The sequence below is a fragment of the Paraburkholderia sediminicola genome (genome assembly GCF_902859805.1).
GTDB lineage: Bacteria > Pseudomonadota > Gammaproteobacteria > Burkholderiales > Burkholderiaceae > Paraburkholderia > Paraburkholderia sediminicola.
Genome location: NZ_CADIKC010000001.1, coordinates 1,293,425 through 1,319,931, shown reverse-complemented (window position 1 = coordinate 1,319,931; position 26,507 = coordinate 1,293,425). Strand labels below are relative to the sequence as shown.

The window sequence follows — 26,507 nt, the reverse complement described above, 5'->3', positions numbered from 1 at the left end:
CGAACTGAGGCGGTCGCCATCCGGCTAAGTTCGGCCATGAAGCGACCCTCGCTCGACAGTGACGTGTGGCTGAAACTCGATGCGTTTCGGCCGTGCGCTCTGTTTGGGTTAGGCTAATGGTTGTGGATGCCGCTGGCTTATGCGTCCACGCCTTTGTCTAAGGGCGAAAGCCCTTGATGGTTACCGTTTCCTACCGACGACAGAACAAGGAAGACATGGTACAACTCATCGCGACCAACAAAGCATTTGAGAAAAATCTTACAAGGTTAATTGAGAGTTACCCCAACATTGCTTTTGGAGTTGCGTGGGCATCTTCCGCTACAAAAATCTACGACCTCCTTTTGGCGAAGAAGCACAAAATCAGAGCTGGGGTTATCGGCACCCACTTTTACCAGACACACCCGACAGTGCTGGAGGATTTCGTCAAATCCGAGTCAGTCAAGTTCATACTGCAACCCAAAGGGGTGTTCCACCCCAAGCTTTACCTCTTTTGGAATAGGGAAAACTGGGAGGCCATAATTGGTAGTGCAAACTTCACTGCCGGCGCGTTGGGTGAAAACACTGAGCTCAGTACACTTATCTCTGGAAAGGACAGTGATCGCTTCAACGAGCTTCAGGAAATCCTCGGTACCTACACTTCCGCCGCCAGAACCATCACCAAGCAAGAAGCTGCCAACTACCGAATAATTTGGCAAGCCAAACAGCCTGAGTTGCGAAAGCTGATGGATCAGTATGGAGAAAACCTGGCGTCCAAACCTGCCGTCGATAGCCACGTAATGAGCTTGGATTGGCCAAGTTTTCTTGCTGAAATCCAGCGTAGCGATGAAACTTTTGGCTTTGGCAAGCGCCTAGCTCTACTGGATCGATTTCGAGATTGCTTTTTGAGCACCCCACACTTCAAGGACTTAGATAGTCAAATACGGAGAGCTATTGCAGGAATACCGAACAACGCTATAGAAAACTCTGCCTGGTTCGGGTCTATGAAGGGTGCCGGAGTTTTTAAGAATCGTATCATTAGCGATCCGGAACACATTTCTGCTGCGTTGGATTGCATTCCACTCGAAGGAACCGTGACAAAGGCGCAATACGAGAGCTATGTTGCTGAATTCGTGAAGGCATTCCCTGATGGCAACGACGGCGTTGCAACGGCCACCCGCCTGCTCGGCATGAAGAGACCAGACCAGTTTCTTTGCGTGGACAGCGCAAACAAGAAAAAGCTGGCAAATGACATTGGAATTAAGTATGCATCAAAGCTCGACTATGACCGTTACTGGGACGAAGTCATCGAGCGGATCATGGACGCGCCGTGGTGGAAGTCATCGCCCCCGAAATCGAAAGAGGAGCTTCGAGCGTGGAAGGCTCGTGCGGCAATGCTTGATGCCATCTTCTATGAGCCGAGTTAGTTCGGATGCTGTACTCCCCATAACGGTCATTGGGCGACACTGTCCGAACGGCCGCTCCGGGTCGACACCAGTCTTCCGCATTCTCGGAGAGCAGTCATTCGACCAGTCGCGATCAGATGGAAGCCCAACGTCTGCTAAGGCCGATGACCCGCCACTGGGAATTCCGTGCCGTATCGGCTCTTGATCGGCTTTCCGTACGGTAATGGCACCTCTTCGACCTGAGCCAAAATTACACGGTGTGGTGTGTCGGTCGGTGCGGATCAAGCGATCGATCCACAGCGCGAGGCGCTCCAACGGCAGCGCGTATGCCTTAGCGTTAGGGCAAGTGGCCGATCAGTATTGCTCGCGACGCAACGTAGTCGAGTGCTGCGATTCGAGCGTCGTTGAGTCTCGGTCTGTCAACGTCGGCGCGCGAATGACGGTCTCGACGGAAAGCCGTCCACCCTCGTCCTATCTCTCCTTATCCGTTCGGCCAAATCAAACATTTAGCCTACAAGACTGAAGTCAATCTCGGCGGCCTCCCTTATAATTACCAAGTCGTCGGGAGACACCCGGCGGCCAGGTTTAGCAGCCTGATCGTTACGTCCGCACACCCGCTCAGGCGGGAGTGCGTCTGCTGCTGCACGTCTATATTCCTATGGGCGGGTCGTGGCGGGGGAGCCGCAAGGCTCGCCGGATTGACGTAACGCCGGTCTGCTAACCCCGTCACGTGCCCGCTCACCCCGTTCCAGCGAGTGTCGGGCGATCCAAGAAGTAACAGGGAGATCGTCACCATGAGCAAGTCCCAAAAAAACCAACCCGCTTCACGTCCGCCTGTCGACGCAATCCAGTACGAAAAGCTTGCCCTGTCCGCCTTCGACTTATGCGACCGGCACCTGGCTCAACTGGACACCTTGATTACACTTGCGTCCTCAATATGTAGGAATCCTTCCGTCACGCTTGAGGAAAGACGACGTCGTCAGACGCTTCTTGAATTGCTGGTGGACACGGCTGAGCAATATCAGCAGGAACTCGAATGCGACCGCGAGTTGTACAAGGTGATTGCGCTCGATGCCAAGGGTGTTCCGCAAAGCCGCATCACGGCACGCCACGCAGCGGATCTGCTTGCAGAAGAAGTGGCGCAACGAGCAAGCGAACCGACAGCCACCGCAAACATGGAACAGCGCCAAACCCCAGCGGAGAAAACTGCCGCAACATTAAAAGCCGACGCAACCCAGCAACCGGTCGTCGCGCAACACTAGACGATCAAGAAGGGCCATCCACTGGCTACGCGGCACAGCCGAAGAATAATCGTTCGGAAACCACCCGCACTGAGACGGCCATCGGCCGTCTCAGTGCTGTCACATAACCCATGCCGTCGGCAACCCGAACCACACGGCACAGCCCCACCCGCATACCCTCGCGCCTACCTGGAATATGTCATATCAATCCACCAATAGAGCGCTTAAAGTAGGAGAAAGCACCTCCGTCCCGGTTGCCGGTCTGAGTCGACCCGACTACTATGCGTGTTAGCTTTGGCATCAACTTCTCGAGACCTTATGTCGCGGAACGTGAACAGAAAGGGCGGCGTAAGGCGTCGATCATCCTGGCACACAAAGGAGTCTTGAATGTCGATTGAACAAGTCTTGTATCGTGCTCACGCACACGTCACCGGCGGTCGCGACGGACGCGCGACGATTCCTGACAGCAACCTCGATCTCAAGCTGACCACGCCGAAGGAGCTCGGCGGCGGAGGCGGCGACGGAACGAACCCCGAGCAACTCTTCGCGGCGGGATATAGTGCATGCTTCATCGGGGCAATGAAGTTCGTTAGCGCGCGCGACAAGATTGCGTTGCCAAAAGACGTCGCCATTGACGGCAATGTCGGCATCGGTCAGATCCCCAATGGCTTCGGCATTGAAGTCGAACTGAAAATCTCGCTGCCGGGCATGGACCGCGCAGAGGCGGAAGCGCTGATCGCCAAGGCACACGTCGTCTGTCCTTATTCGAACGCCACACGCAACAACATCGACGTCAAGCTGACGCTGGTCTAAGCCGCGCGTCATCACGCGTTATTTCGAGTGCAAGCAGCGGGTGCCGTGTCGCGCAAAGCGGCGTGTATCTCATGAGGTGCATGACATGGCCAATGCCGCCGAAAACGCTGCTCGCACTCGAATCCAGCCGCAACGGGCCATTGCCGAGTTTGCCAAGGTTCTCTGGCATCTGCGCGCCATTCTGGTGATGCTGCTGATACTTTTCCTCGTGTTGTCGATCGCCATGTATTACTTTGGCGGGGCCGTGGATGTAGCCACGCGCACGCACGCATCGCTAGGCCACACTTTCTATTTTTGCGCGGTCACGGCGCTGACCATCGGCTACGGCGACGTGGTGCCAACCACCACGCCGGGCCTCATCCTCGCGGTTTTGCTTGGACTGCTCGGCGTGTTGATAACGGGTGTGGTAACGGGTTCTGCCGTTTATGCCATCCAGCTGGCGGCGCATCTGATCGGGCGGCACGAAGCGCAGTAGCCGGCTCTACAACGAATATGTCATTTCAGATGCTCGCTAAAGTCTCCTAATATGTGTAATTAGCGTTCTGATATGCTTTTCACCGTGCGCCGGCATGTGAATTCGATGTCGGTACCACTGGCAGGCGGTATCCACTCAAGAGGGTAGATCTCATCATGACCAGTCAATCGAATTCGCGGGGCGTGATCGGCGTCATCACTTTGCTCTTTACGGTGCTGAGCGCGCTCTATCTGTTGATCGGCGGCGTATGGCTGCTGGCGGTCGGCGGCTCGGCGTACTACGTCATCACAGGCGTCGTGCTGTTGGGCGTGGCCTGGCTGCTTTGGCGACGCAGTCCCGCCGTGCTCCTGCTTTATGCACTCGTGCTGATCGGAACGGCGATCTGGGCACTCTACGAGTCGGGACCGGACTTCTGGGCACTCGCACCGCGCTCCGGTGTACTCGTCATCTTCGGTGTCTGGTTGCTGCTGCTCGTGAGCTGGCGGCTGGAGGGTGAGCGCAAGCTGGGTGTTGCGTCGCTCGTGGTTGCGCTCGTCGCATGGGCGGGCATACTCGTGTACGCCAACTTCAACGATCCTCAACAGGTCAACGGCACACTGAACGCTTCCGCGCCCGCGAGCGTCGCCAGCACCGGGATCGACCCCTCCGACTGGCCCGCCTATGGGCGCACTCAGGAAGGCACGCGCTACTCGCCATTGCAGCAGATCACGCCTGACAATGCGAAGAATCTCCAGGTGGCCTGGACCTTCCGTACCGGCGACATGAAGGGGCCCGACGATCCTGTCGAGATTACCAACGAAGTCACGCCGATCAAGATCGGCGACCTGCTTTACCTATGCTCGCCGCATCAGATTCTGTTCGCGCTCGACGCGAAAACGGGCACGCTCAAGTGGAAGTTCGATCCGCGGCTGAAGAACGATCCGTCGTTCCAGCACGTGACTTGCCGTGGCGTGTCGTATGTCGATCTGTCGGCCAGTGCCACGGCGGCCGCACCCGCCGCGCCCGCCGCGGCGCCGGCGAGCGATGCGGCAGCAACCGCTGACGCCTCAGGTGCTGCTGCAACGCCTGCCTCGGGCGCTGCAGTCGCAGACGCCTCTGGGGCCGCTACTGCCGCCTGTACGCGCCGCATCTACCTGCCGGTCAACGACGGCCACCTCTACGCCCTCGACGCACTGACGGGCCAACGTTGCGCGGGCTTCGGCAACAACGGCGACCTCGATCTTCAACACGCCCAGCCTGTCACAACGCCGGGCATGTACGAACCCACCTCGCCGTCGATCATCACCAGCAAGGTGATCATCGTGGCAGGCGCAGTGGAGGACAACTTCTCGAACCGCGAGCCGTCGGGTGTCATCCGCGGCTACGACGTGCGCACGGGCGAATTGCTTTGGGCGTTCGATCCGGGCGCGAAAGATCCGAATCACATTCCCGGCCCAGGCGAACACTACACATGGAATTCGCCTAACTCGTGGGCGCCCGCCGCCTACGACGCGAAGCTCGACATCGTCTATCTGCCGATGGGTGTGAAGACGCCGGATATCTGGGGCGGCGACCGCACGCCGGAGCTGGAGCAATACGCCACCGGGCTGCTCGCACTCAACGCCTCGACCGGCAAGCTCGCCTGGTTCTACCAGAGCGTGCACCACGATCTGTGGGACATGGATCAGCCGTCGCAGCCCACGATCGCCGACATCACCGACAAGGATGGCAAGACCGTGCCGGTCGTGTACGCGCCGGCCAAGACCGGCAACCTGTTCGTGCTCGACCGCCGCACCGGCGCGCTGGTCGTGCCTGCGCCCGAAATGCCCGTGCCGCAGGGCGCAGCCCCCGGCGACCATGTTGCGCCGACACAGCCGTTCTCACAGCTCACGTATCGTCCGTCGAAGAACCTCACTGACGCCGACATGTGGGGCGCGACGATGTTCGACCAGCTTGTATGTCGCGTGATGTTCCACCAACTGCGGTACGAGGGCACCTTCACGCCGCCGTCGCTACAGGGCACGCTCGTGTTCCCGGGCAATCTGGGTGTGTTCGAGTGGGGCGGTCTTGCCGTCGACACTGACCGCCAGATTGCCGTCGCGAACCCGATCGGCTTGCCGTTCGTCTCGCGCCTGATTCCGCGTGGCCCGGGCAACCCGCTGGAACCGGAGCCGGGCGCCAAGGGCAGCGGCACGGAGTCGGGCATCCAGCCGCAGTACGGTGTGCCGTACGGCGTGACGATCAATCCGTTCCTCTCGCCGCTTGGCTTGCCGTGCAAGCAACCGGCATGGGGCTATATCTCGGCGATCGATCTCAAAACCAATGAGATTGTGTGGAAGAAGCGCATCGGCACTGTGCGCGACAGTTCGCCGATTCCTCTGCCGTTCAAAATGGGCATGCCGATGCTGGGCGGTCCGATCGTCACTGCGGGCGGTGTCGCGTTCATCGGCGCGACGGCGGACAACTACATCCGTGCGTTTAACGTGAACAACGGCGAGCAGGTTTGGGAGGCCCGCCTGCCTGCAGGCGGTCAGGCCACACCGATGAGCTATTCGATCAACGGCCGTCAGTATGTCGTGATCGCGGCGGGCGGACATGGCTCGTTCGGTACAAAGCTCGGTGATTATGTGATTGCCTACGCATTGCCGCCGCAGTAAGCGGCACGCGCCGCGCATGCGGTTTTTCTTGTCCCTTACGCGGCGCATTGAATGCGCCGCTTTCTATATTGTCGAATGAACTATTCACGCTTTGCGCCGCGAGCCTGCGTCGTGCTGGCCTCGATCGCGTTGCACGCCACGCTTGCGCATGCGCAAAGTTCGGTCACGCTCTACGGCGCACTCGATACGAGCATTGAGGTCACCAATCCGGGCGCGGGCTATGTTGCTCGTATGGATTCCGGTGCGTATCGGGGATCGCGCGTCGGCCTGCGCGGCGTCGAGGACATCGGCGATGGCGTCAAGATTCTGTTCACTCTGGAGAACGGCTTCGGTTCCGCTGACGGCACCTTTGCCGTCGCGAACACAATATTCAACCGCCAGGCGTGGATCGGATTGGATACGCTTTACGGCACCGTGCGTGTCGGCCGCCAGTACTCGCCTATCTATATCCCGTTCAAAGGCGGCCTCGATGCTTTCGACGCAGGCACGATCGCTTCCGGTCTCGACAATCTCTCCAAGATCACACCCTACGAGAGCAATGCGATCACCTATCTCTCGCCCGAATTCCACGGTTTCTCCACGACCATCATGGCAGCGCTGCGCGACGGCGACGCCAGCAATGATGGCAACGGGCTCGCCGGTCACATCGAAACCTTCGCATGGCGCGAGGGACCGTTCCGCATTTCGTACGCGCATCAACAGACGCATGGCGATGGCGCGCTGCGCGCAAACCTCGGTGGTGTCTCGTATGTTTTTGGACCGGTCACGGGCTTCCTATCGTTCTTCAACGGCGATGGCGGTACGCCGCGATATCACGACGACGGTGTATCCGTCTCCGCGCGCTATGCGGTGAATTCGCGCTTTCGTGCCTCGCTCGGCTACACCTATCTGCGTGACCGCTCGGGTGGTGACGACAACGCCGATCAGTTCAGCGCGGCATGCGAGTACGACCTCTCCAAGCGCGCTTTGCTTTATGCGAGCGCCGGCTGGTTGCGCAATCGCGGGCAGGGTGAGTTCACGTTGCGCGGGGTAAATGTGACGGGCCTCACACCGTCGTGGCCTGGGGCTTCTGTGCGGGGTGTGCAGTTCGGCATGATCGAGCGCTTCTGACGTTGCGCTTTGGGCGCTCGTTGCTTCACCGGACTACAATCAGTTATGTGACCCTAATCATTCATTGGCTGCGCGCCCGCTTCAAACCGGTCAACCAGGTTCGCAGCAAAGTAGCGGTTTAGGCAGACCTGATCGCAGTCAGCCACACGTGGCGTCCCGGCAAAGGAGGGGCGATGCATTGGCAACCAAGCTCCGGCATGAACGTCAGACGCATCGCAATCATGGTTGCGGTTGTTGTGGGCGCCTTGATCGTCGCAGGGCGCCTCACTGGCGTTGTGGTCGACTGGTTGTGGTTTGCTTCAATCGGTTACGTCGACGTTTTCTGGACGACTGTCTCCGCCAAGGCGCTCCTCTTTGTCGCGGTGTTCGCAGTGTCGGCGAGCGTGATAGCTGCGTCGGGGTTTCTTGCGCATCGTTATGCGCGGCGGCCCGGTAGCTGGCAAGTCGAAACGGCCCGTTTGTCAGGTACGCCTGAGTTCATCTCTGAACTAGCGGACCAGCTTGCACCACGTATTCCCTGGCGCGCCAGCATTGCCGGCAGCGCGATTGTCCTTGCACTGATCATTGCTGGCGGCGAAATCTCCAACTGGGATCTGGTGCTGCGCTTCCTGCATCAGGTGCCCTATGGCGACCGCGATCCTGTTTTTGGGCAAGACATCAGCTTCTATCTGTTCTCACTGCCCGCCTATCTTGCGTTCAAGAACTGGTTGCTGCAGCTGATCTTCTGCAGTGCGCTCGTTGCAGCCGCGGTGTATGGGATTCGCGGCGACATCACGTTCGAGCAGGCGCCGCGCGTGCTCTCTGCTGCCGCCACCGCTCATGGTTCAGCGCTGCTCGGTGCGTTCTTTCTCCTGAAGGCCTGGTCTTACACACTCGACCGCTTTTTGTTGCTCTACGGCGATAACGGTGTCGTGGTCGGCGCCGGTTATACCGACATCCACGTCGAGCTGCCGGTCTTGTGGGTGCTCGTTGGTCTTGCTGTTATTGCAGCCGTCGCGTGCTGGGTCAATATGCGTCGGCAGGACTATCGAATTCCTATCGGCGCTGCGTTGCTGGTGTTCGGCACCTCGTTCGTGTTCGCCTTGATCTATCCGGCGCTGTTCCAGCGCCTCTATGTCAAGCCGAGCGAACTGCAACTGGAGATGCCCTATATCAAACACAATATCGCGCTGACGCGAATGGCCTACGGCCTCAACCAGATCGCGGTAAAGCCGTTCCCGGCCGAGCAGGAACTGAATCTCGCCTCGCTCGAGGCCAACCGCGCGACCATCGACAACATCCGCCTATGGGATGTGCAGCCGCTGATGGATACCTACGCGCAGTTGCAAGAGATCAGGACGTACTACAAATTTTTCTCCGTCGACATCGATCGCTATCGACTCGACGCCGGATATCGGCAGGTGATGCTGTCGGCGCGCGAACTGGAGCCTTCGATGCTCCCCGCGAACGCTCAAACCTGGGTGAACCTGCACCTTCTGTTCACGCATGGCAATGGCGTGGTGATGTCGCCCGTCACCGAAAAATCGGCGGAAGGTTTGCCGTCCTTCTATCTGCAGGATATTCCGCCCGTTGCGCACGGCGGCCCTGCCGTTCGCGAGCCGCGTCTGTATTTCGGGGAAGGAGGTGAGGGCTATGTCATCGTAAAAGGCAGCGTTCCCGAATTCGACTACCCCAAGGGCAAGGACAACGTCTACACCGCTTATAGCGGGAGCGATGGTATTGGCATCGGCAGCACGGCGCGCCGTAGTCTCTTCGCCTGGCAGTTCAACGATCCGAACATCCTGCTAACCGACTACATCACGAGCGGTAGCCGCATTCTGCTGCACCGTAACATTCAGGATCGCGTGCGCACGATTGCCCCGTTCCTCAGGCTCGATCACGATCCCTACCTCGTCACAAGCAACGGGCGCCTTTTCTGGATGCAGGACGCGTATACGACGAGCAGCTGGTTCCCCTACGCACAGCCGGGCTTCGACGATGGCGCCAATTACATCCGCAACGCAGTCAAGGTTGTGGTCGACGCATATAACGGTACGGTCGATTTCTATGTCAGCGATCCCAACGATCCGATCTTGCGGACTTATCAGCGCATTTTTCCGGGACTGTTCAAGCCACTAGCCGCGATGCCGCAAGATTTGCAGCAACATATTCGCTACCCGGAAGAGCTGTTCCAGATCCAGGCGCAGCTTTATCGGGCCTATCACATGGATGCGCCGGAGGTTTTCTACAATCGCGAGGATCTGTGGCAGTTCCCGCGGGAATTGATCGGCATTGATGGCGGGAATAGTCCCGGCACACCGATGACGCCTTATTACATGATCATGCGGCTGCCCGATGAACCGCGCGAAGAGTTCGTCCTGATGCTGCCGATGGTGCCCAGTCAGCGCGACAATATGATCGCGTGGCTCGCCGCGCGTTGTGATCCGCCTAACTACGGCAAGCTTGTCGTCTACTCGTTTCCGAAGGATAAGCTCGTCTATGGGCCGTTCCAGATCGAGGCGCGCATCCAGCAGAACACCGAGATTTCGCAGCAGATTTCGCTGTGGAACCAGATGGGCTCGCGTGTTATTCGCGGCCATCTTCTCGTCGTGCCGATTGAGAACTCGATTCTCTACATCTCGCCGCTGTACCTGCGTGCGGAGTCGGGGCAGTTACCTGAGTTGAAGCGGGTGATCGCTGCGTATGGGGATCGGGTGGTGATGAGGGAAACGTTGGGCGAAGCGTTGGCGGCGCTTTTCAAGGAAAGTGCGCCGCTTGGAGCGCAGCCTCAGGGTACGGCGGATGCGCGTGCCCGTGAGGCGCTTGCACACTATGACCGTGCGATCGAGCGATTGAAGGCGGGGGACTGGAGTGGGTTTGGTGTGGAACTGGATGCGCTGCGGCCGCTGCTTGAGGCGCTGGGTGGAGGGCGGTCGGAGGGGAAGAAGTGATTTAACCGAAGATCTCGAGACCGTTCTTTTGTACGAGCTGGAGCATACGAGCTGCAATCCCGCTGGGCTTCTTATCGCCCTGTTCCCATTGACGAATGGTTGACGCGGTTGTGTTGAGGTACAAGGCAAACACACCTTGACTGACGTTCACGCCTTTCCGGATGCGAGCGATTTCTTTCGCATTGAACTCCGGTGCCTTTTCGATGCACAGATCGTCATACTCACGCATCGTCTTTTTGTCGATGACCTTTGCGCGATGCAGACCGGAAGCTGCGCTATGAATTGCTTCCGATGCATCGCTTCTATAGTGTCCCTTAGGCATTACAAATCTCCACTAAATCCTTCGACTCCTGATTCATTCAACAGTATAGATTCGAGCCAGCAGCGCCCATCGCTGGACGCTGCCTGTCTTTGAAGTTAATCAACAAAATCCGTCGCTTCGGATGAGCCCTTCCACGCATCAAGATCGCGCTGGACCGCCGCGGCTTTCTGCGCTGCCAGTTCGTTGGCAATCTTGCCAGCGAACAGGTGCAACGGCGGTTCGGCGACATCAACAGTCTGCATGATCAACATGGCCAGCTTGTCCGGATCGCCGGCCTGATGACCGTGCAGCGTGCCCAGGTGCAGATCGAGCGATGCCTTGGCTTCGGTGTATTCATCGATCTGTCGTTTGGCCACCGCCAGCGCGCCGCTCGACAAAAACTCCGTGCGCACCGGCCCGGGGTAGACCACTGTCGCCTTGATGCCGAACTCGGCCACCTCAGCCGCGAGCGACTCGGTCAGGCCCGCGAGCGCGAACTTGCTCGCTACATAGCTACCCCAACCGGCGTAGCCGCCCTGATAACCGACGATCGAAGCGATGTTGATAACATGCCCGCCGCGTTGCTCCCGTAGATGCGGGAGCGCGTGCCGCAATACCATCAGCGGTGCGAACAGGTTGACTTCGAAGTTTTGCCGAAGCTCCTCGTCCGAAAGGGCCTCAACGGTGCCCTGTTGTGCGTAGCCGGCGTTATTGACGATCACATCGATCTTGCCGAACGTCTTGACGGTTTGCTCGATGGCGGAGTGCACGCTCTGGTCGTTGGTCAGATCCACTTGCAGAGGAAGAAACCGCTCCGCGGCGGGACCAATCGCTTCCGTCAGCGATGCCACGGTTCGCGAGGTCGCGGCGACGTAATCTCCGCGCGCGAGGAGTTGCCGCACGAGTCGTTGGCCGACGCCTTTCGATGCGCCAGTGACAAACCAGATTTTCGCAGACTTGTTCATGATAATTTCCTTGAGAGATATGGAGTACAGAATTAAGTTGCAGCGACGTTTCAAAAAAATGTGATCAACGTCTTACTTGAGCGCCACGCTCATTCCACCGTCAGCCATCACAACTGCGCCGACGATATAGCTCGCTTTCTCGGAGGCCAGAAAGGCGATCACTTCAGCAATTTCTCGCGGATCGGCAGCACGTTTGATCGGCGCGTTCTTACCGTGCTCGGCGAGGAAGGCCGGGCCGTCCTCGTGAAGATGATTCGTGATGTTCGTCACGGCATCGCCGGATCCCACCGCATTGACACGAATGCCGTGATCGATCGCCTCGAGCGACATGGCGCGCGTCAACTGAGCGAGCGCGCCTTTCGACGCCGCATACGCGGCGATCAGCGGAAACGCCTGATAGCATGCGTACGAACCCACGTTGACAATTGCGCCGGTTTTCGCCGGCATCATCGCGCGCATGGCTTCGCGCGAAAACAGGAATGCGCCGGTGGAGTTGACCGCCTGAATGCCGTTCCAGTCGTCGAGCGTCATCTCCACGACCGGCTTGTTAATGATGATCGCGGCGTTGTTGACCAGAATGTCCAGCTTGCCGAAGTGTTGCATCGCAGTGGCCACGGCGCGCACCGCGCTTTCCTCATGCGCGACGTCGGCGATAAGTGGAATGATTCCGGGTCGGGCCAACGCTTCGACGTTGCTGCCGCGTCCGACTGCGATCACGCTCGCGCCTTGCGCGTGCAACAGCTCGGTGGTGGCGAGTCCGATGCCGCTTGCCGCACCGGTGACGATGGCAACCTTGCCGGCGAACGGTTGGTGGGTGGATGCTTGTGAAGTCATAGTGAATTGCTCCAAAGAGGTGAGGCTTGTTAGAAAGGGCTCGCCGTCGGGCGCACGACGATTTCGCTGACATCCACGTCCGCCGGCTGCTCGATTGCGTAGGCGATCGAGCGAGCAATGGCGTCCGACGTCAGCGCAACGCGGCGGAAGTCACGCATCGCTGCTCGCGCGGTGTCGTCGGAAATCGAATCGGCTAACTCCGACTCCACGACGCCCGGGCAGATCACGGTCACGCGAATCTTGTCGGTTTCCTGCCGCAGACCGTCCGAGATGGCGCGCACGGCGAACTTGGTGGCACAATACACGGCGGCCGTCGGTGAGACAGAGAGGCCACCGATCGAGGAGATATTGATGACCTGGCCAAACCCCTGGCGCTCCATGGTCGGCAGGACCGCAGCGATGCCGTGCAGCACGCCGCGAATATTCACGTCGATCATGCGATTCCATTCGTCCACCTTTGTCGCGCTCAAGGGCGACAAAGGCATCACGCCGGCGTTGTTGACGATCACGTCGATGCGGCCGAAGGCGTCCAGCGCGGACTGGGCGAAAGCGTTGACGTCGTCGGCGGACGTGACGTCGAGTGCCTTGTAACGAATCGAGCCGCCGCTTGTCTGGATTTCGTCGGCCAGCGCCGCGAGTCGTTCTGTGCGCCGCGCGCCGATCACGAGCTGGTGACCTTGAGCGGCGAGCAGCCGGACCGTTGCTTCGCCGATACCGCTGCTTGCCCCAGTGATGAGGATGACTTTGGGTTGATTGGTTTGCGTTGTCATGTTGCGTTCTCCGTGCCGATAATCTGTGCAGGTTTGTCTGAGGGAGAGGCTACGAAGTCTGCGCACGAGGCGGCAAGGCAATCGCGGCGCGGTCTCCCGGGCGCTTCGGCTGCACCGTGCAACCGATGACCCATCTTATGAGTCGAGCACCTGCACGCGAATACACGCGACAATCGCGGAATTGCCTATTCCTATTGAAGTGGATGCGGGCCGCCGATCCGATCAAGTAGAATTTCTTCACCCGATCTGGCGAAAGAGAGGCCTTCGTGACAGTTGCCGATAACCCGGTTTCCGCAAGGATGGTGAGCCTGCTTGAGCGTCTGGCTCCGAATGAGGGGTACACCCAGTCCGCTCTGGAGGGCGTGCGGTTCATGCGCTCGAACAGGCCGCTGGGCCGCACGCCGGTGCTGTACGAGCCCAGCATTGTGATCGTGTGCCAGGGGCGCAAGCTGGGGTTTCTGGGCGAGGAGGTGTATGTCTACGACGCCCAGCACTATCTGATCTTGTCCGTGCCGCTGCCGTTCTCAACGGAAACCGAAGCGAGCGAGTCAGAGCCGATGCTGGCTGTGACGTTGCGCCTCGATCTGATCGAGTTGACGGATCTGATACTGGCGATCGATCGCGGCGGAAACCACCAGCAAGGCACGCCGCTAGGGATCGTATCGACGCCGCTCGAGGGAGACCTCGCCGAAGCGGCCTTGCGCTTGCTGCAAGCGCTGACGTCACCGCTGGACGCGGAGGTACTGGGGCCCGCAATCGTGCGGGAAATCTGCTATCGGGTATTGATCGGAGAACGAGGCGCAGCGATGAGGGCCGCGCTCGCGCATCAGGGGCGCTTCGGCAGGGTGGCGAAAGCACTGCGGCGAATTCACTCTGACTATGCGCAGCCGTTGGATGTCAGTCGTCTCGCCGAAGAGGCGGGGATGAGTGTTCCCGCGTTTCATGTCAACTTCAGAACCGTCACGTTGACCTCGCCGATCCAATACATCAAGTCGACGCGTTTGCATCAGGCGCGGCTGCTGATGATTCGCGACGGTTTGACGGCAGCCTCTGCATCGGCACGTGTCGGTTACGAGAGTCCCTCGCAATTCAGTCGCGAATTCAAGCGTTTCTTCGGACGCTCGCCGGTGGATGAGGCTCGAGATATGCGGGCATCGTTCGCGCTATCTCCGGCCGCGGCGCTCGACGCGTTCTCCGCTTCTCACTGATATCCATATGAGCTGGGGGCCTGGTGCTACGGATCAGGCCCCCCCTCGATCTTTTTTGGGACTCGTGTGTTTCACGCCCTTCTGGCGGGTTTAAACCTGCACTGGGTTGCATGACACGGCCAAAGTTCCAGCGGCAGTGTTGCGGTGTGGTTAACGGTCTATTGACAAATGGCGGCTCCTATCGCGTGAGGTTTGCCTCTACCATTGCACCGGTGCTGCATGTGCCAGTCATAAAGGAGCCTCATGAACCTCGCTTCGATCCGCAAAGACGCCTTTGCGATGCCCGTTCACAATCCGGCCTACCCCCGGCCGCCGTACCGCTTCATCAATCGGGAATACTTCATCATTTCGTATGAGACCGATTTCGATGCGCTGCGCGCCATCGTGCCGGAGCCGTTGCATCCGGAAAACGATCTCGTACATTACGAATTCATTCGCATGCCTGATTCGTCGGGCTTCGGTGACTACACCGAAAGCGGTCAGGTCATCTCGGTGCGCGACCAGCAAGGGCGCCTCGGCAACTACACCCATTCGATGTACCTCGATGATGAAGGCCCGATTGCAGGCGGCCGCGAGATCTGGGGCTTTCCGAAGAAGCTGGCCAGGCCGACCTTGAGCGTCGATGGCAACGACACGCTGCTCGGCACACTCGACTACGGCACACAACGTATCGCAACCGGCACGATGGGCTTCAAGCATGTGCCGCTCGACATCGAGGTTGAGCGCAAGAAGCTTGCGGACACGCCGAATTACCTGCTGAAGGTGATCCCGCACGTTGACGGTTCGGCGCGCGTGTGCGAGCTCGTGCGTTTCTATCTGCGCGATGTGAGCGTACTGGGCGCGTGGTCCGGTCCCGCTGCGCTCGAACTGCATCCGCACGCGTTGGCGCCCGTGGCCGATCTGCCGGTGAAGCGGGTGGTCGGCGCACGGCATGTGATCGCCAATCTCACACTGGATATCGGCGAAGTTGCGCTCGATTATCTCGCCACAACGGAGAGCGTGAAGCTCGCAGTCAATCAATAACGGTCCGTGAACCGATAAGGAACGCAACATGTCGTTGAACAATAAAGTCGCGCTTGTGACGGGCGCAGCAAGCGGTATTGGTGAGCAGTGCGCACGCAAACTCGCTAGCCTCGGTGCTGCAGTAGTGATTGCCGATCTGAATCTCGAGAACGCGCAAAAGGTGGCTAGCAGCATCGTCGCCGCGGGCGGGAAGGCGCTGGCGGTTGCAATGGATGTGACGAATGAAGAAGCGGTTAATGCCGGCATCGAACGCGCGGTGCAGGAGCTCGGCAGTATTGATGTGCTCGTGTCGAATGCGGGTATCCAGATCGTCGCTCCAATCGAGGAGTATGCGTTCTCCGACTGGAAGAAAATGCTGGCGATCCATCTGGACGGCGCCTTCCTCACCACTAAGGCGGCAATCAAGCACATGTACGCGGGCGGCAAGGGCGGCTCGATCGTCTACATGGGTTCGGTGCATTCGCATGAGGCGTCGAAGCTGAAGTCCGCCTACGTGACTGCCAAGCATGGCTTGCTGGGACTGGCTCGGGTGGTTGCGAAGGAAGGCGGCCCGCGCGGCGTTCGAGCGAATGTCGTGTGTCCGGGCTTTGTGCGCACCCCGCTCGTCGACAAGCAGATTCCCGAGCAAGCCAAGGCGCTCGGTATCTCCGAAGCCGAAGTGGTGAAGAACGTGATGCTCAAGGAAACCGTCGACGGTGAATTCACCACGGTCGAGGACGTCGCCAATACGGTTGCGTTCCTTGCAGGCTTCGAATCGTCTGCGCTCACCGGGCAGTCGGTGATCGTGAGCCACGGCTGGTCAATGCAATAAGGGGTAACGTATGCGCAGCAGCACAAAAAAAATCAACGGGCAGCCGGATGTGTTTGCGCTGCCGCGCTACGACGAGATCGCCCTGGTGCTTCAAGGCGGCGGCGCGCTCGGGTCTTATCAGGCCGGCGTCTACGAAGGTCTGGCCGAGGCCGGTGTGCAACCGAACTGGATCGCCGGCGTCTCGATCGGTGCGCTCAACACGGCCATCATCGCCGGCAATGCGCCGGAGAACCGTGTGGAAGCGTTGCGAGGTTTCTGGAATTCGATCTGTCATCCACTCGACTGGGTCGGTGGTCTGGGTGCGTGGATGCCGCCTGGGTTCGGCGCGCAGGACCTGTCGCGCAAGTGGGCAAGTTTGTGGGCAGCCGGGCGAGCATTGACAGAGGGGCAGCCGGGGTTTTTCTCGCCGCGCAGCCCGTTGCCAATGGCAGGTTTCGGCAAGCAAAACCCCAACTTGGTCAGCTACTACGACACGGCCGCTCTGAAGGAAACGTTGTTGAAGTTCGCCGATTTCGATCGTATCAACGATGGCGATATCCGCGTTTCAGTGGGTGCGGTGAACGTGCGGACCGGCAACCTGGTGTACTTCGACAACACGAAAATGCGTCTGGAACCGGAGCATTTCATGGCGTCAGGAGCGTTGCCGCCAGGTTTTCCGGCGGTGGAGATCGACGGCGAGTACTACTGGGACGGCGGCCTGGTTTCCAACACACCGCTCACCGAGGTGCTTCGCGACGCGGACCACAAAGATACGCTGGTTTTTCAGGTAGATCTGTGGAGCGCGAGAGGTAATGCGCCCGGAGATTTTCTCGACGTGTCCGAGCGCGCCAAAGACATTCAGTACTCCAGCCGTACGCGGGCGATTACCAGCATGCTGGCAGATCGTCAGAAGCATGCGCGGTTCGTGAAGGAGCTGCTCGCGCATGTTCCGTCCGATCTGCGCAGGACCGATCCGCTATTCCGTCTCGCTGAAGAAGCGGCCGATGGGAGCGCGATCAATGTGGTGCATCTCATCTATAAGAACAAGCCATATGAAGGGCATTACAAGGACTACGAGTTCAGCGTCGACACGATGCACGAGCATTGGGAAAGCGGTCTCGAAGACATTCGCGATTCGTTTGCGCATCGTGAGTGGTTCGATGTGCCGAGCCGCGAACAGGGTTTCGTGACGCATGACGTGCATCGCCGGCCTGGCTCCGTGCCGCAGTCGGATCGTGATATGCCCGAACTGCCACTTGGAGCGGAACGGAAAGTCGCTGCTTGAGCTGGCGCTGGGCGCCGTTGATTTTTTAGGCCGCAGGTGGTCGTCGGAACTGCTGGAATACGGTTGGCTCCCATTCCTGGCTAGCCAATAACAAGCCGGTTCCGCGTCTCTGGTTCAAAGGCGCGGCTGCAGATTCCTTATGCAAGGCGGCGAACCTGCCACGCAGCCGCCTTAGCTCAAGCTGGAGCTGCGAGAACGCAGCTTCTGTCAGCATGCCGTGAGTGAACTCCAGCGTTTCATTCGGTTGGTCGAAGCGCCCGGCCAAAAAATCGCTAAGACCTTCCCGCCGGAAGAATTGGCGAATCGGCCCGTTTGGCAGCCAGTCAAAATCTCGCGCAATACGGAGTCGAATCCGGTCCCCTGGGAGTAGCGCGATGACACCCATACGATCGAGTACCAACAACCGCTTTAAGCATTCCGCCTTGCTCATCTGATAGGTCGCGACGATGTCCGCAGCTGACCAATGGTTAAACGCGCAGACAGCCACCAGCAACAACTTGCTGTTCGATACGAGCTGTGTCTCCTGATGCTCCGTCAGCGTGGATAGCTGAGGAACCGAAGACGATGCTTCCTGCAAAAGTTCGGCCAGAGTGAATCCGAGGAACTGGCTGATCTGTACCAGTCGCTCCACGGTGAATCTTTCGCTCGAAAACAGGCGTTTCACGCTTGGTTCCGAAAGTGCCAACGCACGCGCTACGTCGCGGTAGGTCAACCCTTGGGCCTTGAGTTCCCGCTTGATGGTCGCAATGAGTTGGGCTATTTCAGTCATTGTTTGGTATCGAAAATTAATACTCAGAAGTACATTCTAGGAGACGTTGAGCAGAATATCAGCAGAAGTTGATACCCATGTGCATAGTTCCTGTCATTCGAACCGCGAGGGGCTAGTCATGCACATCCGAACAAGTCTGCCCATTCAAATGAGCAAGCTATCCGTGGCCGGGACCTTAGGCGCGTCTGGGCAATTCATCGAAACGGTCGTCTCGCTTGGCGTAACGCTACGTGTTGGAGACATCGTCGGCATTCATGTTTCGGCGAAGCCGTTCCGGGAAGTTTCCGCCGCAACCGGATCGTGGATCAATCATGTCGGCGTCGTTGTGGGCACCGCTGATGGGCAACCGCTTATAGGTGAAAGTACGTTTCCGATATCCCGTTTTACGACTCTCGCGCGATTTGTCGCTCGTTCGGATCGCGGCCGGGTTGCCGTGGTTCGGCTCACGAAGCCTCTGACATTGACCGAAGAGCAACGGGTCCGTGCAGCTGCCGCGCGACGAACGGGGATCCTCTATGACACGGGATTCAACCTTCATTCCCGTCGTCAATTCTGTTCGCGATACGTTCGCGAAGTACTCGAGGAAGCGACTGGAGCCCGCCTCGGTGATATCGAAACTTTTGCGGCATTGTATTCGCGTCGACCTGACGCGGAACTTCTCTTCTGGAAAATCTGGTATTTCGGCCGCATTCCATGGGCGCGCGAAACAGTCACCCCAGCAAGCCTGATAAAGAGCCTGCAGTTGCGCTGCGTCTTTGACGGCGTCGCGACGGATGCATCGAAAAGATAATTCGAACGGAATGGAGGTCACCAATGCTTGGCGTCGCTCTTATCGTATTCGTTTTCTGTTTTGTCATTGAACGCACGGCGCCGGGGTGGGCGTTGCCGCGTGTGCGTACTTGGCCATTGCGGGTGTTACTCATCAACGCCATCCAGGTTTGCGTCGTGATGCTTGCCGGCGTGACGTGGGAGCGGTGGCTCTCGTCATGGTCGATCCTGGGCTTGTCACGGTATCTCCGGCCGGCTGCTGGCGGTCTGCTCGCCTATTTCGTTGCTACCTTTGTCTTCTACTGGTGGCACCGCTGGCGTCATGAAAACGATCTGCTGTGGCGCGTTTTCCATCAGATACATCACAGCCCACGGCGACTCGAAGTCATCACGTCGTTTTACAAGCATCCCGGCGAGATGGTAGTGAACTCGATTATTGGCAGCCTGCTGGTCTTCACGGTCCTCGGTTTGTCGACCGAGGCGGCAGCGGTCTATACTTTTTGCACAGCCGTAGGAGAGTTTTTCTACCACACGAACGTCAAAACTCCACGCTGGGTCGGCTTCTTCTTCCAGCGCCCCGAGATGCACCGGATTCATCACCGGTGCGGCCGGCATAAGAACAACTACGGTGATATCCCATGGTGGGACATGTTGTTCGGGACTTACGAGAACCCGAGGGAGTGGCGCCACACCTGCGGATTCGACGAAGAGAAGGAGCAGCAGTTGGTGAATATGCTTGGCTACCGAGATGTGCACAAATCCGAGCGTAGCCTTGCAGTGCGGCCGAAGGACTGAGGATGCATAGTGGTTCAGGCCGGTGATTGTGCTGCCTTTCGAAAAACCACCGGTAACGGCCATCACATGATTAACAAGCCGAACGTGATGGCCGTTTATCCGAAGATCTTAAGGTGCTCAGCAAGTATGGTCCCGCCGATCCCGATCAGCACCACGCCACCCGCCATCTCAGCGCGCCTACCCGCGACGTGGCCGATGACACGACCGAGCATCACGCCGATCGTGACCATCGCCATGGTCGCAAGACCAATCGCCGCTGCGGTCGAATAAATGTTGACGTCGACAAAGGCGAGGCCCGCGCCGACTGCCATCGCATCGATACTCGTGGCGAAACCCGTCAATGCCAGCAACCAGAACGAATGGGATGCGGGTTTCGTCTCGTCGACGTCTTTCGCTGAAAAGCTGTTGAACACCATGCGGGCGCCGAGAACGAACAGCAGCGTAAACGCGATCCAGTGATCCCACGCAGAGACGTATTGGGCTGCTGCTTTTCCGAGGAACCATCCGATCAATGGCGTCAGTGCCTCGATGACCCCGAAGATGAGTCCTGTCCTGATGGCTTCGCGCCAGTGAGGACGATTGAGCGTGGCGCCTTTGCCGATTGCAGCTGCAAAGGCATCGGTAGACATGGCGAAAGCAAGGAATAGCGTTGCGACAGGATTCATAAGAGGAGTGGCTCAAGGTCGGGCGGAAAACCGCGACACACCATCGCGCCCGACCGGTCGCGTGGTGTGTCGATGGTCTTGCCAACCAAAGGGCTGCCTGCACCACGGTCTGCGCGACCGAGTATGTTGACGCAGGCGCTTCTGGGTAGAAGCCGGCTACTCCCCAAAGACAGGGGTGAGCATATCATGGCCGAAAGGAATTCGTAATAATAGGCGTGCGCAGCGATGCTCGATTGCGGAAAGCGTTATTGTGGTGACTTGCTTCTGCAACGCATGGCGCGATAAAATCGCGCCTGCTCATTGGGGAGTAGCCGCCTCGAACGCCATGTTCGAGGGCGCACGTCAACATACTTGGCGAGTCGAGAGACCCGCTATGGCGTGCGCAGCTAAATGCCTGGCAAGACCGATGACTCGCATTCCGACCTAACCGGGTCGCCGGAATGCGCGTCATCGCGTTTTTTCTGCGCGGCCCGGATACAACAACCCCATGCAATCCTTCCTCATTTCGACCAGTGTGGTCGGCCTTGCTGAAATCGGCGACAAGACTCAACTTCTGTCCCTGGTTCTGGCAGCGCGGTATCGCAAGCCCATTCCCATCATCCTTGGTGTTTTTGTCGCCACGCTCATCAATCATGGTGCATCCGGCGCACTCGGCGCGTGGCTTGCGAGCGTTCTGAGTCCTGGCATTCTGAACTGGGCGGTTGTTGCGTCATTCGCCGTAATGGCGGTGTGGATTCTCGTTCCGGACAAGCTGGACGACGCCGATGCGGTGTTGACGAAAAATTCGATGGGCGTGTTCGGCACAACCGCGCTCACATTCTTTCTCGCTGAGATGGGCGACAAAACCCAAATCGTCACAATCGCTCTGGCGGCGCGTTTTCACGAGTTCTTCGGCGTGGTTGCGGGCACGACGCTCGGCATGATGCTGGCAAATGTGCCCGTCATCTACCTGGGACACAAATTCGCCGATCGCCTGCCGACAAAGGCGGTCCACATTCTGGCCGCGATCATCTTCGTGGTGCTCGGTGGCCTTGCCCTCAGGACCGCGCTGTATCCGCAAGCGCATCCGCTGTTCTAGTTCGAGACCGGCGGGCGTGCTGCATTCAGCGACCGCGAAACCTTTAGAAAAAACCACGGCGTGCCGTTAATAAGCGGTGGTCCGACACAACGCGGACCGGGATCGGAGTCGTCCGTCATTTACTCGGTTCGAAGTCAACGAACGAACCAGGCGATGCTTCGGATCACGACTTCCGGATGAGCACGTCGTCTACGGGCAGACGGACACTTTCAGTGTCCTTCCGCCCAACCTGCCCGAACAGGTCACCTCGTCGACGTGCTGTTCCACATCGGAGCAATCGTGACCAGACAGAAGGGCACTCAAAGGCGTCGATACCTGTGGCGACGCAACGCAATAGAAGACCGGGTTGAGCAGGCGTCGACGAACGTGCCCCCTGCGCGGCGCACGGCAATATTCGGTCTTGTCCTCGTTCTGTTGAGCGTGCCGCTCCTGGCCTTCTGGGGTGCGTATGAAAGCTTGAGTGCCGGATTCGCCGCGCAAGCCGCCAACGAGGCGAATAACGCTTTCGAGGAAGCTCGCTATAGCGTTGCGTGGGAGGAATCGGCCGAGCGCAAGTACTTCCAGGATCCGCGCCCGGAGGTGCTGCACGAGCACCGCGAGGCCGGTGAAGCACTCGACGCAGCGCTGAAGAAGGCAATGGCACTTGAGCCTGACAGCAGCGCGATGCTGCACGGCCTGCTGGAGAAGCACGCGAAGTATCGATCGTTCGCCAAGTCGATGTTCAAGGCCGTCGACGATCACGATATCGCGAGAGCCAATGAGATCGACGAGAATTCGGCCGATCCGCTCTTCGACGACATCGAGCAAACGGTTCTCGCGGTTGCGGCACAGCACCGCGACGATGCGACGAAGCAACTCGAACGGCTCGTTGCCGTACAACGGATCGTTCTGATATCGACCCCCGTGGTACTCGCGATCGGCGTGGGGCTCGCGCTGCTGTTCCTTCAGATGTTGCGGCGTATTCGCAAGAACGTGGATGCAGCGGCTCAGGACGCGCTGCGCTCGAGCGAACAGAGGTTGCAGGCGCTAGTCGCCAACACGTCGGATGCGATACTCGTTTCCGACGTCAACGGGACTGTGCTTTACGAAGCGCCGACGCGAAGACCGGACCCCTTGAAGAACATGGGCCAGCTCGTCGGCACCAGTCTGCTCGATCCGATTCATCCCATCGACCGCCCCACGCTGCAGGGCCTGTTGGAGACCGTGTCGTCGATCGCTGGATCCACGAAGTCCATCGAGATCCGTACTCGAGGCGAGGGTGACGCGTGGCGCTATATTCAGCTTACCTTGACGAATCTGCTCGACGAACCGGCCGTCGGTGCGATCGTGGCGACCGCGAGCGACACCACCGAAAGAAAGAGCTTCGAAGAGCAACTCGCGCGACGGGCGTTCTACGACACGCTCACCTCGCTACCGAACCGCGCTCTGCTGCTTGATCGTATTAGCCAGGCCGAGGCGCGCGCGCGTCAACGCAATGCGATGATTGGCGTCGTCTTCATCGACCTGGATAATTTCAAGCGGGTGAACGACAGTCTCGGCCATCACGTGGGAGACCGGTTGCTGATCGCAGCGGCCAAGCGTCTTGAAGGATGTGTTCGTCCGACCGACACCGTCGCGCGACTGGGTGGCGACGAGTTCGTCATCCTGCTGGAACACCTGGGGAGCGAAGCGACGAACGAAGGAACCCTGGTCGCGGACAACATTCTTGCGCAATTCAGTCAGCCGTTCGATCTCGACAACAAGCAGTACATCATCAGCGCGAGCGTCGGCCTGGCATTCGCGCGCGCTGGCCGCGGCCGCGGCGATGCTGACACATTGTTGCGAGACGCCGACGTTGCCATGTATCGGGCCAAGAACGGTGGAAAGGGCCGTTATGTGGTTTTCGAAGAGAACATGCACGCTGAAGCAGTCAAGAAGCTGGAGATTGAAACGGACCTGCGTTACGCGCTCGAACATCGCGATCTGCGCGTGTATTTCCAGCCCATCATGCAGCTTCAGGAGGCGGGGTTCCGGGAAATGGAAGCGCTCGTGCGGTGGCAGCATCCCACGCGAGGTCTGTTGCCGCCGTCCGAGTTCATCACGATTGCGGAAGAGAGCGGCCTGATCATTCCGCTCGGACGATACGTACTGGAAGAGGCTTGTTTGCAAGTCGCCCGCTGGCAACGGGAGTTCCCGGCAGAACCGCCGCTGCAGATTAGCGTCAATCTCTCGCCTCGGCAGTTCGATGATCCCAACCTCGTTGCCGACGTGGCTACGGCGCTGTCCAAAGCGCACATCGGCGCAGCCTCGCTGAAACTGGAGGTCACGGAGGGCCTGATCATGCGGGATACCGAAAGGAGTATCGAGACGCTCCAGAAGCTGAAAGACTTTGGCGTCACCATCGCAATCGATGACTTCGGTACGGGCTATTCATCGCTCAGTTATCTTCGCAGGCTGCCGCTGGACGTGCTGAAAATAGACCGATCCTTTGTTCAGGGCATTGGCACGAGTGCCGAAGACGATGCGATCGTTCGCGCCGTGATTTCCATGGCGCAATCGCTTGGACTGTCCGTCACGGCCGAGGGGATCGAAACGAGTGAGCAGGCAAGGCTCCTTCGCGAATGGTTCTGCCAGACCGGGCAGGGTTATCTTTTTTCACGGCCTCTGCCTGCGGAGGAGTTCACCGCGCTGTTTCGCACGAGTTCACCCGATTCCAGCCCCAGCCATTCTGCGGGGGATTTCACCATGGAGCTGACCTGACTCTTACGCGAGGGCGGTCGGTTGAGCATGTGTGGTGTCGTCTCACATCATGCCGCCCGTGCTCCCCGTGCCGCCTACTCCGGTTCCGCCGGTCCCGTTTGTGCCGGTACCTGGCGACGTCGCGATCGGATGTGCGGCACCCATCGTAGCTATGAGTGAGACGGCGGCTGCGTCCGGTTCGCCGTTGGTGTCGATTGCGCCAAGAGCGAGGAGCGCTTCGAGATCGCTGTCCTCGCCTGACTGACCGACAGTGAATGCGGTGGTCAGAAAATTGGCGGTGGAAAGCGTAATACCGTACTTTTGTTGCAGGTTCTGGACGACAGCGGCCTGCGCACTCAGAACGTCGGTCTGATTCTGCAGCGTCTGCTGAAATTGCGTGTTCGTCGCGAAGCCGGTGATCAACCCGCTTTCATTCGTACCGAGTTGTGCCGCCAGATACGACAACATCAGATCAGTCTCAGGCGTGACGTTGTACGTGCCGCCGGCGAACGCTGCGGAGTGCAACATCGTCCCGCCCGAAGTCGCAGTGATCAGGCACGGCATCACTGCGCCGAATGCCGCGTGGTAGTTTCCGTTCGCATCTGCTGCGACCGATATCGAGCCCCGCGCGCAATTGATGCTAATCGTCGCGTTCGCGAGCGCCTTGCCGGTTGCCGCCGTACCGGTGATCGAAACCATCGACACGCTGCTTGCGCTACTGCCACCACCGCCTCCGCCGCCGCAGCCAGCGAACAACGCAACGGATGCAATTAGCAGCCCCGCGCTGACAGAACGGATGACGTGCTGTTGTCGAGTGCTCATCGAAGTCTGCCGGTGGTTCGTATGTCGTCTAAACGGTTTTGGAGGGGTGTCTATTCCACCTTGCGCGCAGTTCCTGATGGGATATGGCGGCCCCGTCGTGCGATTTCGAAAGCGGCAGCAGACGGGACACGGCACTATTACTTCACGCGCGGCGCGCCGGATTGAGCGCTATGGACGGTCGCCTTCTGGCCGCGCGTTGTGTCCTCGAACGGTCTGCCTCGACTGATACGCGGCGTCCGTAGGCAACGCATGGATTCCACGTACAGCGACGTGCCGTCGCGCCGATCAAGGAGAAGCGAAATGCCCAAAGCGTTTTCGGTCCCTGTCACTCCGCAAGGAAAGTCCGCACTGGCGACGCTGCCGCCGTGGCACTACTCGAGCGATTGTCTCGCCATCGAATACTGGACCGACCAGAAAGCGATCGCGGCGCTCCTCCCGCCTGGCGTCACGGTGGACGAGAAATCCGGCGGCCGGGCCTTCTTCTGGTTTCTGGATTGGCAGTTCACAGGTTCCAATGATGAATTGACGGACCCGGCCCGCTACCAATACCGCGAGGCCTTCGTTCTGGTTGAGGCGGTCTTCGACGGCGTTCCGGTCAACTACTGCCCGTACATCTTCGTCGATAACGATGCCGCCATCGCCCGCGGGTGGGCGCAGGGCTTTCCTAAGAAACTCGCCAGCGTCTACCAGACTCGCAGTTTCTCGGCGCCCAGCCTGGCAGCTGCGCCGCTTGCCAAAGGAAGCCGCTTCGGCGCCAGTGTGTCCGCGCATGGAGAGCGACTGGCGACCGCCCGTATCCAGCTCGAGGAACCTGTCGCTGACCCGACGACCGTTTTTAACCGGCCAACAACGATGCGCCGTTACTTTCCCCAGCTCGCAGCGGGACTTCAGGAAAAACCGCCGGTCGATGAACTGACCATGTCGCTTACGGACAATCTCGCGATCGTGGACGTCTGGGCCGGGTCGGCGGAACTGAAGATTCCCGAAGTCGCGGGTGAGGATATGAACCTGATTGCGCCGGTGCGCGTCGGCCGGGGTTATCGGCTCGGTATGGCGTACTCGGTGACCGACCTGCGCATTCTGAAGAACTACGTCGAATGATCGTTTGGGCGCCCCTATGCGTTAGCAG

The 26,507-nt window shown here is 59.1% G+C and carries 23 protein-coding genes and 2 riboswitches; of the genes, 16 read left to right on the top strand and 7 right to left on the bottom strand.

Going from position 1 to position 26,507, the window contains the following annotated elements; translation table 11 throughout:
• Positions 1-215 precede the first annotated feature (215 nt).
• From R8871_RS05860 to R8871_RS05830, 7 genes are all read left to right on the top strand, one after another.
• Entirely contained in the window at positions 216-1,403 is a 1,188-nt protein-coding gene (locus R8871_RS05860) for a phospholipase D family protein (protein WP_175049463.1), read from the top strand.
• Between the two features lie 773 nt (positions 1,404-2,176).
• Positions 2,177-2,644 carry a hypothetical protein gene (locus R8871_RS05855; RefSeq protein WP_175049462.1) on the top strand — a complete coding sequence of 156 codons (468 nt, stop codon included), beginning with the start codon at positions 2,177-2,179 and terminating at the stop codon, positions 2,642-2,644.
• 366 nt (positions 2,645-3,010) lie between these two features.
• Positions 3,011-3,436 (top strand): organic hydroperoxide resistance protein, encoded by a 426-nt coding sequence (locus R8871_RS05850; RefSeq protein WP_175049461.1) that lies wholly within the window; start codon positions 3,011-3,013, stop codon positions 3,434-3,436.
• Positions 3,437-3,521: 85 nt separating this feature from the next.
• Complete coding sequence (locus tag R8871_RS05845; RefSeq protein WP_175049460.1) at positions 3,522-3,911, top strand: potassium channel family protein; 390 nt, start codon at positions 3,522-3,524, stop codon at positions 3,909-3,911.
• Between the two features lie 155 nt (positions 3,912-4,066).
• Positions 4,067-6,547, top strand: coding sequence for a glucose/quinate/shikimate family membrane-bound PQQ-dependent dehydrogenase (locus R8871_RS05840; RefSeq protein WP_175049459.1), 2,481 nt, complete (start codon positions 4,067-4,069; stop codon positions 6,545-6,547).
• A 75-nt stretch (positions 6,548-6,622) separates the two neighbouring features.
• Positions 6,623-7,657: a porin gene (locus R8871_RS05835; protein ID WP_175049458.1), complete on the top strand. Its 1,035-nt coding sequence runs from the start codon at positions 6,623-6,625 to the stop codon at positions 7,655-7,657.
• 197 nt (positions 7,658-7,854) lie between these two features.
• Entirely contained in the window at positions 7,855-10,587 is a 2,733-nt protein-coding gene (locus R8871_RS05830; RefSeq protein WP_407673107.1) for a UPF0182 family membrane protein, read from the top strand.
• A gap of 1 nt (position 10,588) precedes the next feature.
• Here the strand turns inward: R8871_RS05830 and R8871_RS05825 are convergent, their stop codons facing one another.
• The 4 genes from R8871_RS05825 to R8871_RS05810 form a co-directional block, all read right to left on the bottom strand.
• On the bottom strand, positions 10,589-10,909 hold the full coding sequence (locus R8871_RS05825; RefSeq protein WP_175049456.1) for a helix-turn-helix domain-containing protein: 321 nt from the start codon (positions 10,907-10,909) through the stop codon (positions 10,589-10,591).
• 95 nt (positions 10,910-11,004) lie between these two features.
• On the bottom strand, positions 11,005-11,853 hold the full coding sequence (locus R8871_RS05820; protein ID WP_175049455.1) for an SDR family oxidoreductase: 849 nt from the start codon (positions 11,851-11,853) through the stop codon (positions 11,005-11,007).
• A gap of 72 nt (positions 11,854-11,925) precedes the next feature.
• Positions 11,926-12,687, bottom strand: a complete 762-nt coding sequence (locus tag R8871_RS05815) for an SDR family NAD(P)-dependent oxidoreductase (protein ID WP_175049454.1) — start codon at positions 12,685-12,687, stop codon at positions 11,926-11,928.
• A gap of 29 nt (positions 12,688-12,716) precedes the next feature.
• Positions 12,717-13,457 (bottom strand): SDR family oxidoreductase, encoded by a 741-nt coding sequence (locus tag R8871_RS05810; RefSeq protein WP_175049453.1) that lies wholly within the window; start codon positions 13,455-13,457, stop codon positions 12,717-12,719.
• A gap of 299 nt (positions 13,458-13,756) precedes the next feature.
• Here R8871_RS05810 and R8871_RS05805 point away from each other — a divergent pair, with 299 nt between their 5' ends.
• The 4 genes from R8871_RS05805 to R8871_RS05790 all read left to right on the top strand — a co-directional run bounded on the left by R8871_RS05805 (position 13,757) and on the right by R8871_RS05790 (position 17,763).
• Positions 13,757-14,665: an AraC family transcriptional regulator gene (locus R8871_RS05805; protein WP_217468892.1), complete on the top strand. Its 909-nt coding sequence runs from the start codon at positions 13,757-13,759 to the stop codon at positions 14,663-14,665.
• Positions 14,666-14,908: 243 nt separating this feature from the next.
• A complete protein-coding gene (locus tag R8871_RS05800; RefSeq protein ID WP_154567445.1) occupies positions 14,909-15,688 on the top strand; it encodes an acetoacetate decarboxylase in 780 nt (259 codons plus the stop codon).
• A gap of 28 nt (positions 15,689-15,716) precedes the next feature.
• Positions 15,717-16,499, top strand: a complete 783-nt coding sequence (locus R8871_RS05795) for a 3-hydroxybutyrate dehydrogenase (RefSeq protein WP_175049451.1) — start codon at positions 15,717-15,719, stop codon at positions 16,497-16,499.
• 10 nt (positions 16,500-16,509) lie between these two features.
• The gene (locus tag R8871_RS05790; RefSeq protein ID WP_175049450.1) at positions 16,510-17,763 is read left to right on the top strand and encodes a DUF3734 domain-containing protein; all 1,254 of its coding nucleotides are present in this window, start codon (positions 16,510-16,512) and stop codon (positions 17,761-17,763) included.
• Positions 17,764-17,788: 25 nt separating this feature from the next.
• On the opposite strand, the gene R8871_RS05785 is transcribed toward R8871_RS05790, so the two are convergent.
• Positions 17,789-18,532 carry a helix-turn-helix domain-containing protein gene (locus R8871_RS05785; protein ID WP_175049449.1) on the bottom strand — a complete coding sequence of 248 codons (744 nt, stop codon included), beginning with the start codon at positions 18,530-18,532 and terminating at the stop codon, positions 17,789-17,791.
• Positions 18,533-18,680: 148 nt separating this feature from the next.
• Between R8871_RS05785 and R8871_RS05780 the strand changes: the two genes are divergently transcribed.
• Positions 18,681-19,322: a YebB family permuted papain-like enzyme gene (locus R8871_RS05780; protein WP_246287410.1), complete on the top strand. Its 642-nt coding sequence runs from the start codon at positions 18,681-18,683 to the stop codon at positions 19,320-19,322.
• Between the two features lie 23 nt (positions 19,323-19,345).
• A complete protein-coding gene (locus R8871_RS05775) occupies positions 19,346-20,095 on the top strand; it encodes a sterol desaturase family protein (protein WP_175049447.1) in 750 nt (249 codons plus the stop codon).
• 95 nt (positions 20,096-20,190) lie between these two features.
• Here the strand turns inward: R8871_RS05775 and mntP are convergent, their stop codons facing one another.
• Complete coding sequence (gene mntP / locus R8871_RS05770; RefSeq protein ID WP_175049446.1) at positions 20,191-20,760, bottom strand: manganese efflux pump MntP; 570 nt, start codon at positions 20,758-20,760, stop codon at positions 20,191-20,193.
• Positions 20,761-20,770: 10 nt separating this feature from the next.
• Positions 20,771-20,937, bottom strand: a riboswitch (yybP-ykoY riboswitch).
• A 113-nt stretch (positions 20,938-21,050) separates the two neighbouring features.
• Positions 21,051-21,238, top strand: a riboswitch (yybP-ykoY riboswitch).
• A 9-nt stretch (positions 21,239-21,247) separates the two neighbouring features.
• Here mntP and R8871_RS05765 point away from each other — a divergent pair.
• Entirely contained in the window at positions 21,248-21,838 is a 591-nt protein-coding gene (locus R8871_RS05765; RefSeq protein WP_154566686.1) for a TMEM165/GDT1 family protein, read from the top strand.
• Between the two features lie 279 nt (positions 21,839-22,117).
• Positions 22,118-24,577, top strand: coding sequence for a putative bifunctional diguanylate cyclase/phosphodiesterase (locus tag R8871_RS05760; protein WP_175049445.1), 2,460 nt, complete (start codon positions 22,118-22,120; stop codon positions 24,575-24,577).
• Between the two features lie 42 nt (positions 24,578-24,619).
• Here R8871_RS05760 and R8871_RS05755 read toward each other — a convergent pair whose 3' ends face one another.
• Positions 24,620-25,378, bottom strand: a complete 759-nt coding sequence (locus tag R8871_RS05755; protein ID WP_175049444.1) for a hypothetical protein — start codon at positions 25,376-25,378, stop codon at positions 24,620-24,622.
• A gap of 300 nt (positions 25,379-25,678) precedes the next feature.
• Between R8871_RS05755 and R8871_RS05750 the strand changes: the two genes are divergently transcribed.
• Positions 25,679-26,479 (top strand): acetoacetate decarboxylase family protein, encoded by an 801-nt coding sequence (locus R8871_RS05750; RefSeq protein WP_175049443.1) that lies wholly within the window; start codon positions 25,679-25,681, stop codon positions 26,477-26,479.
• Positions 26,480-26,507 lie beyond the last annotated feature (28 nt).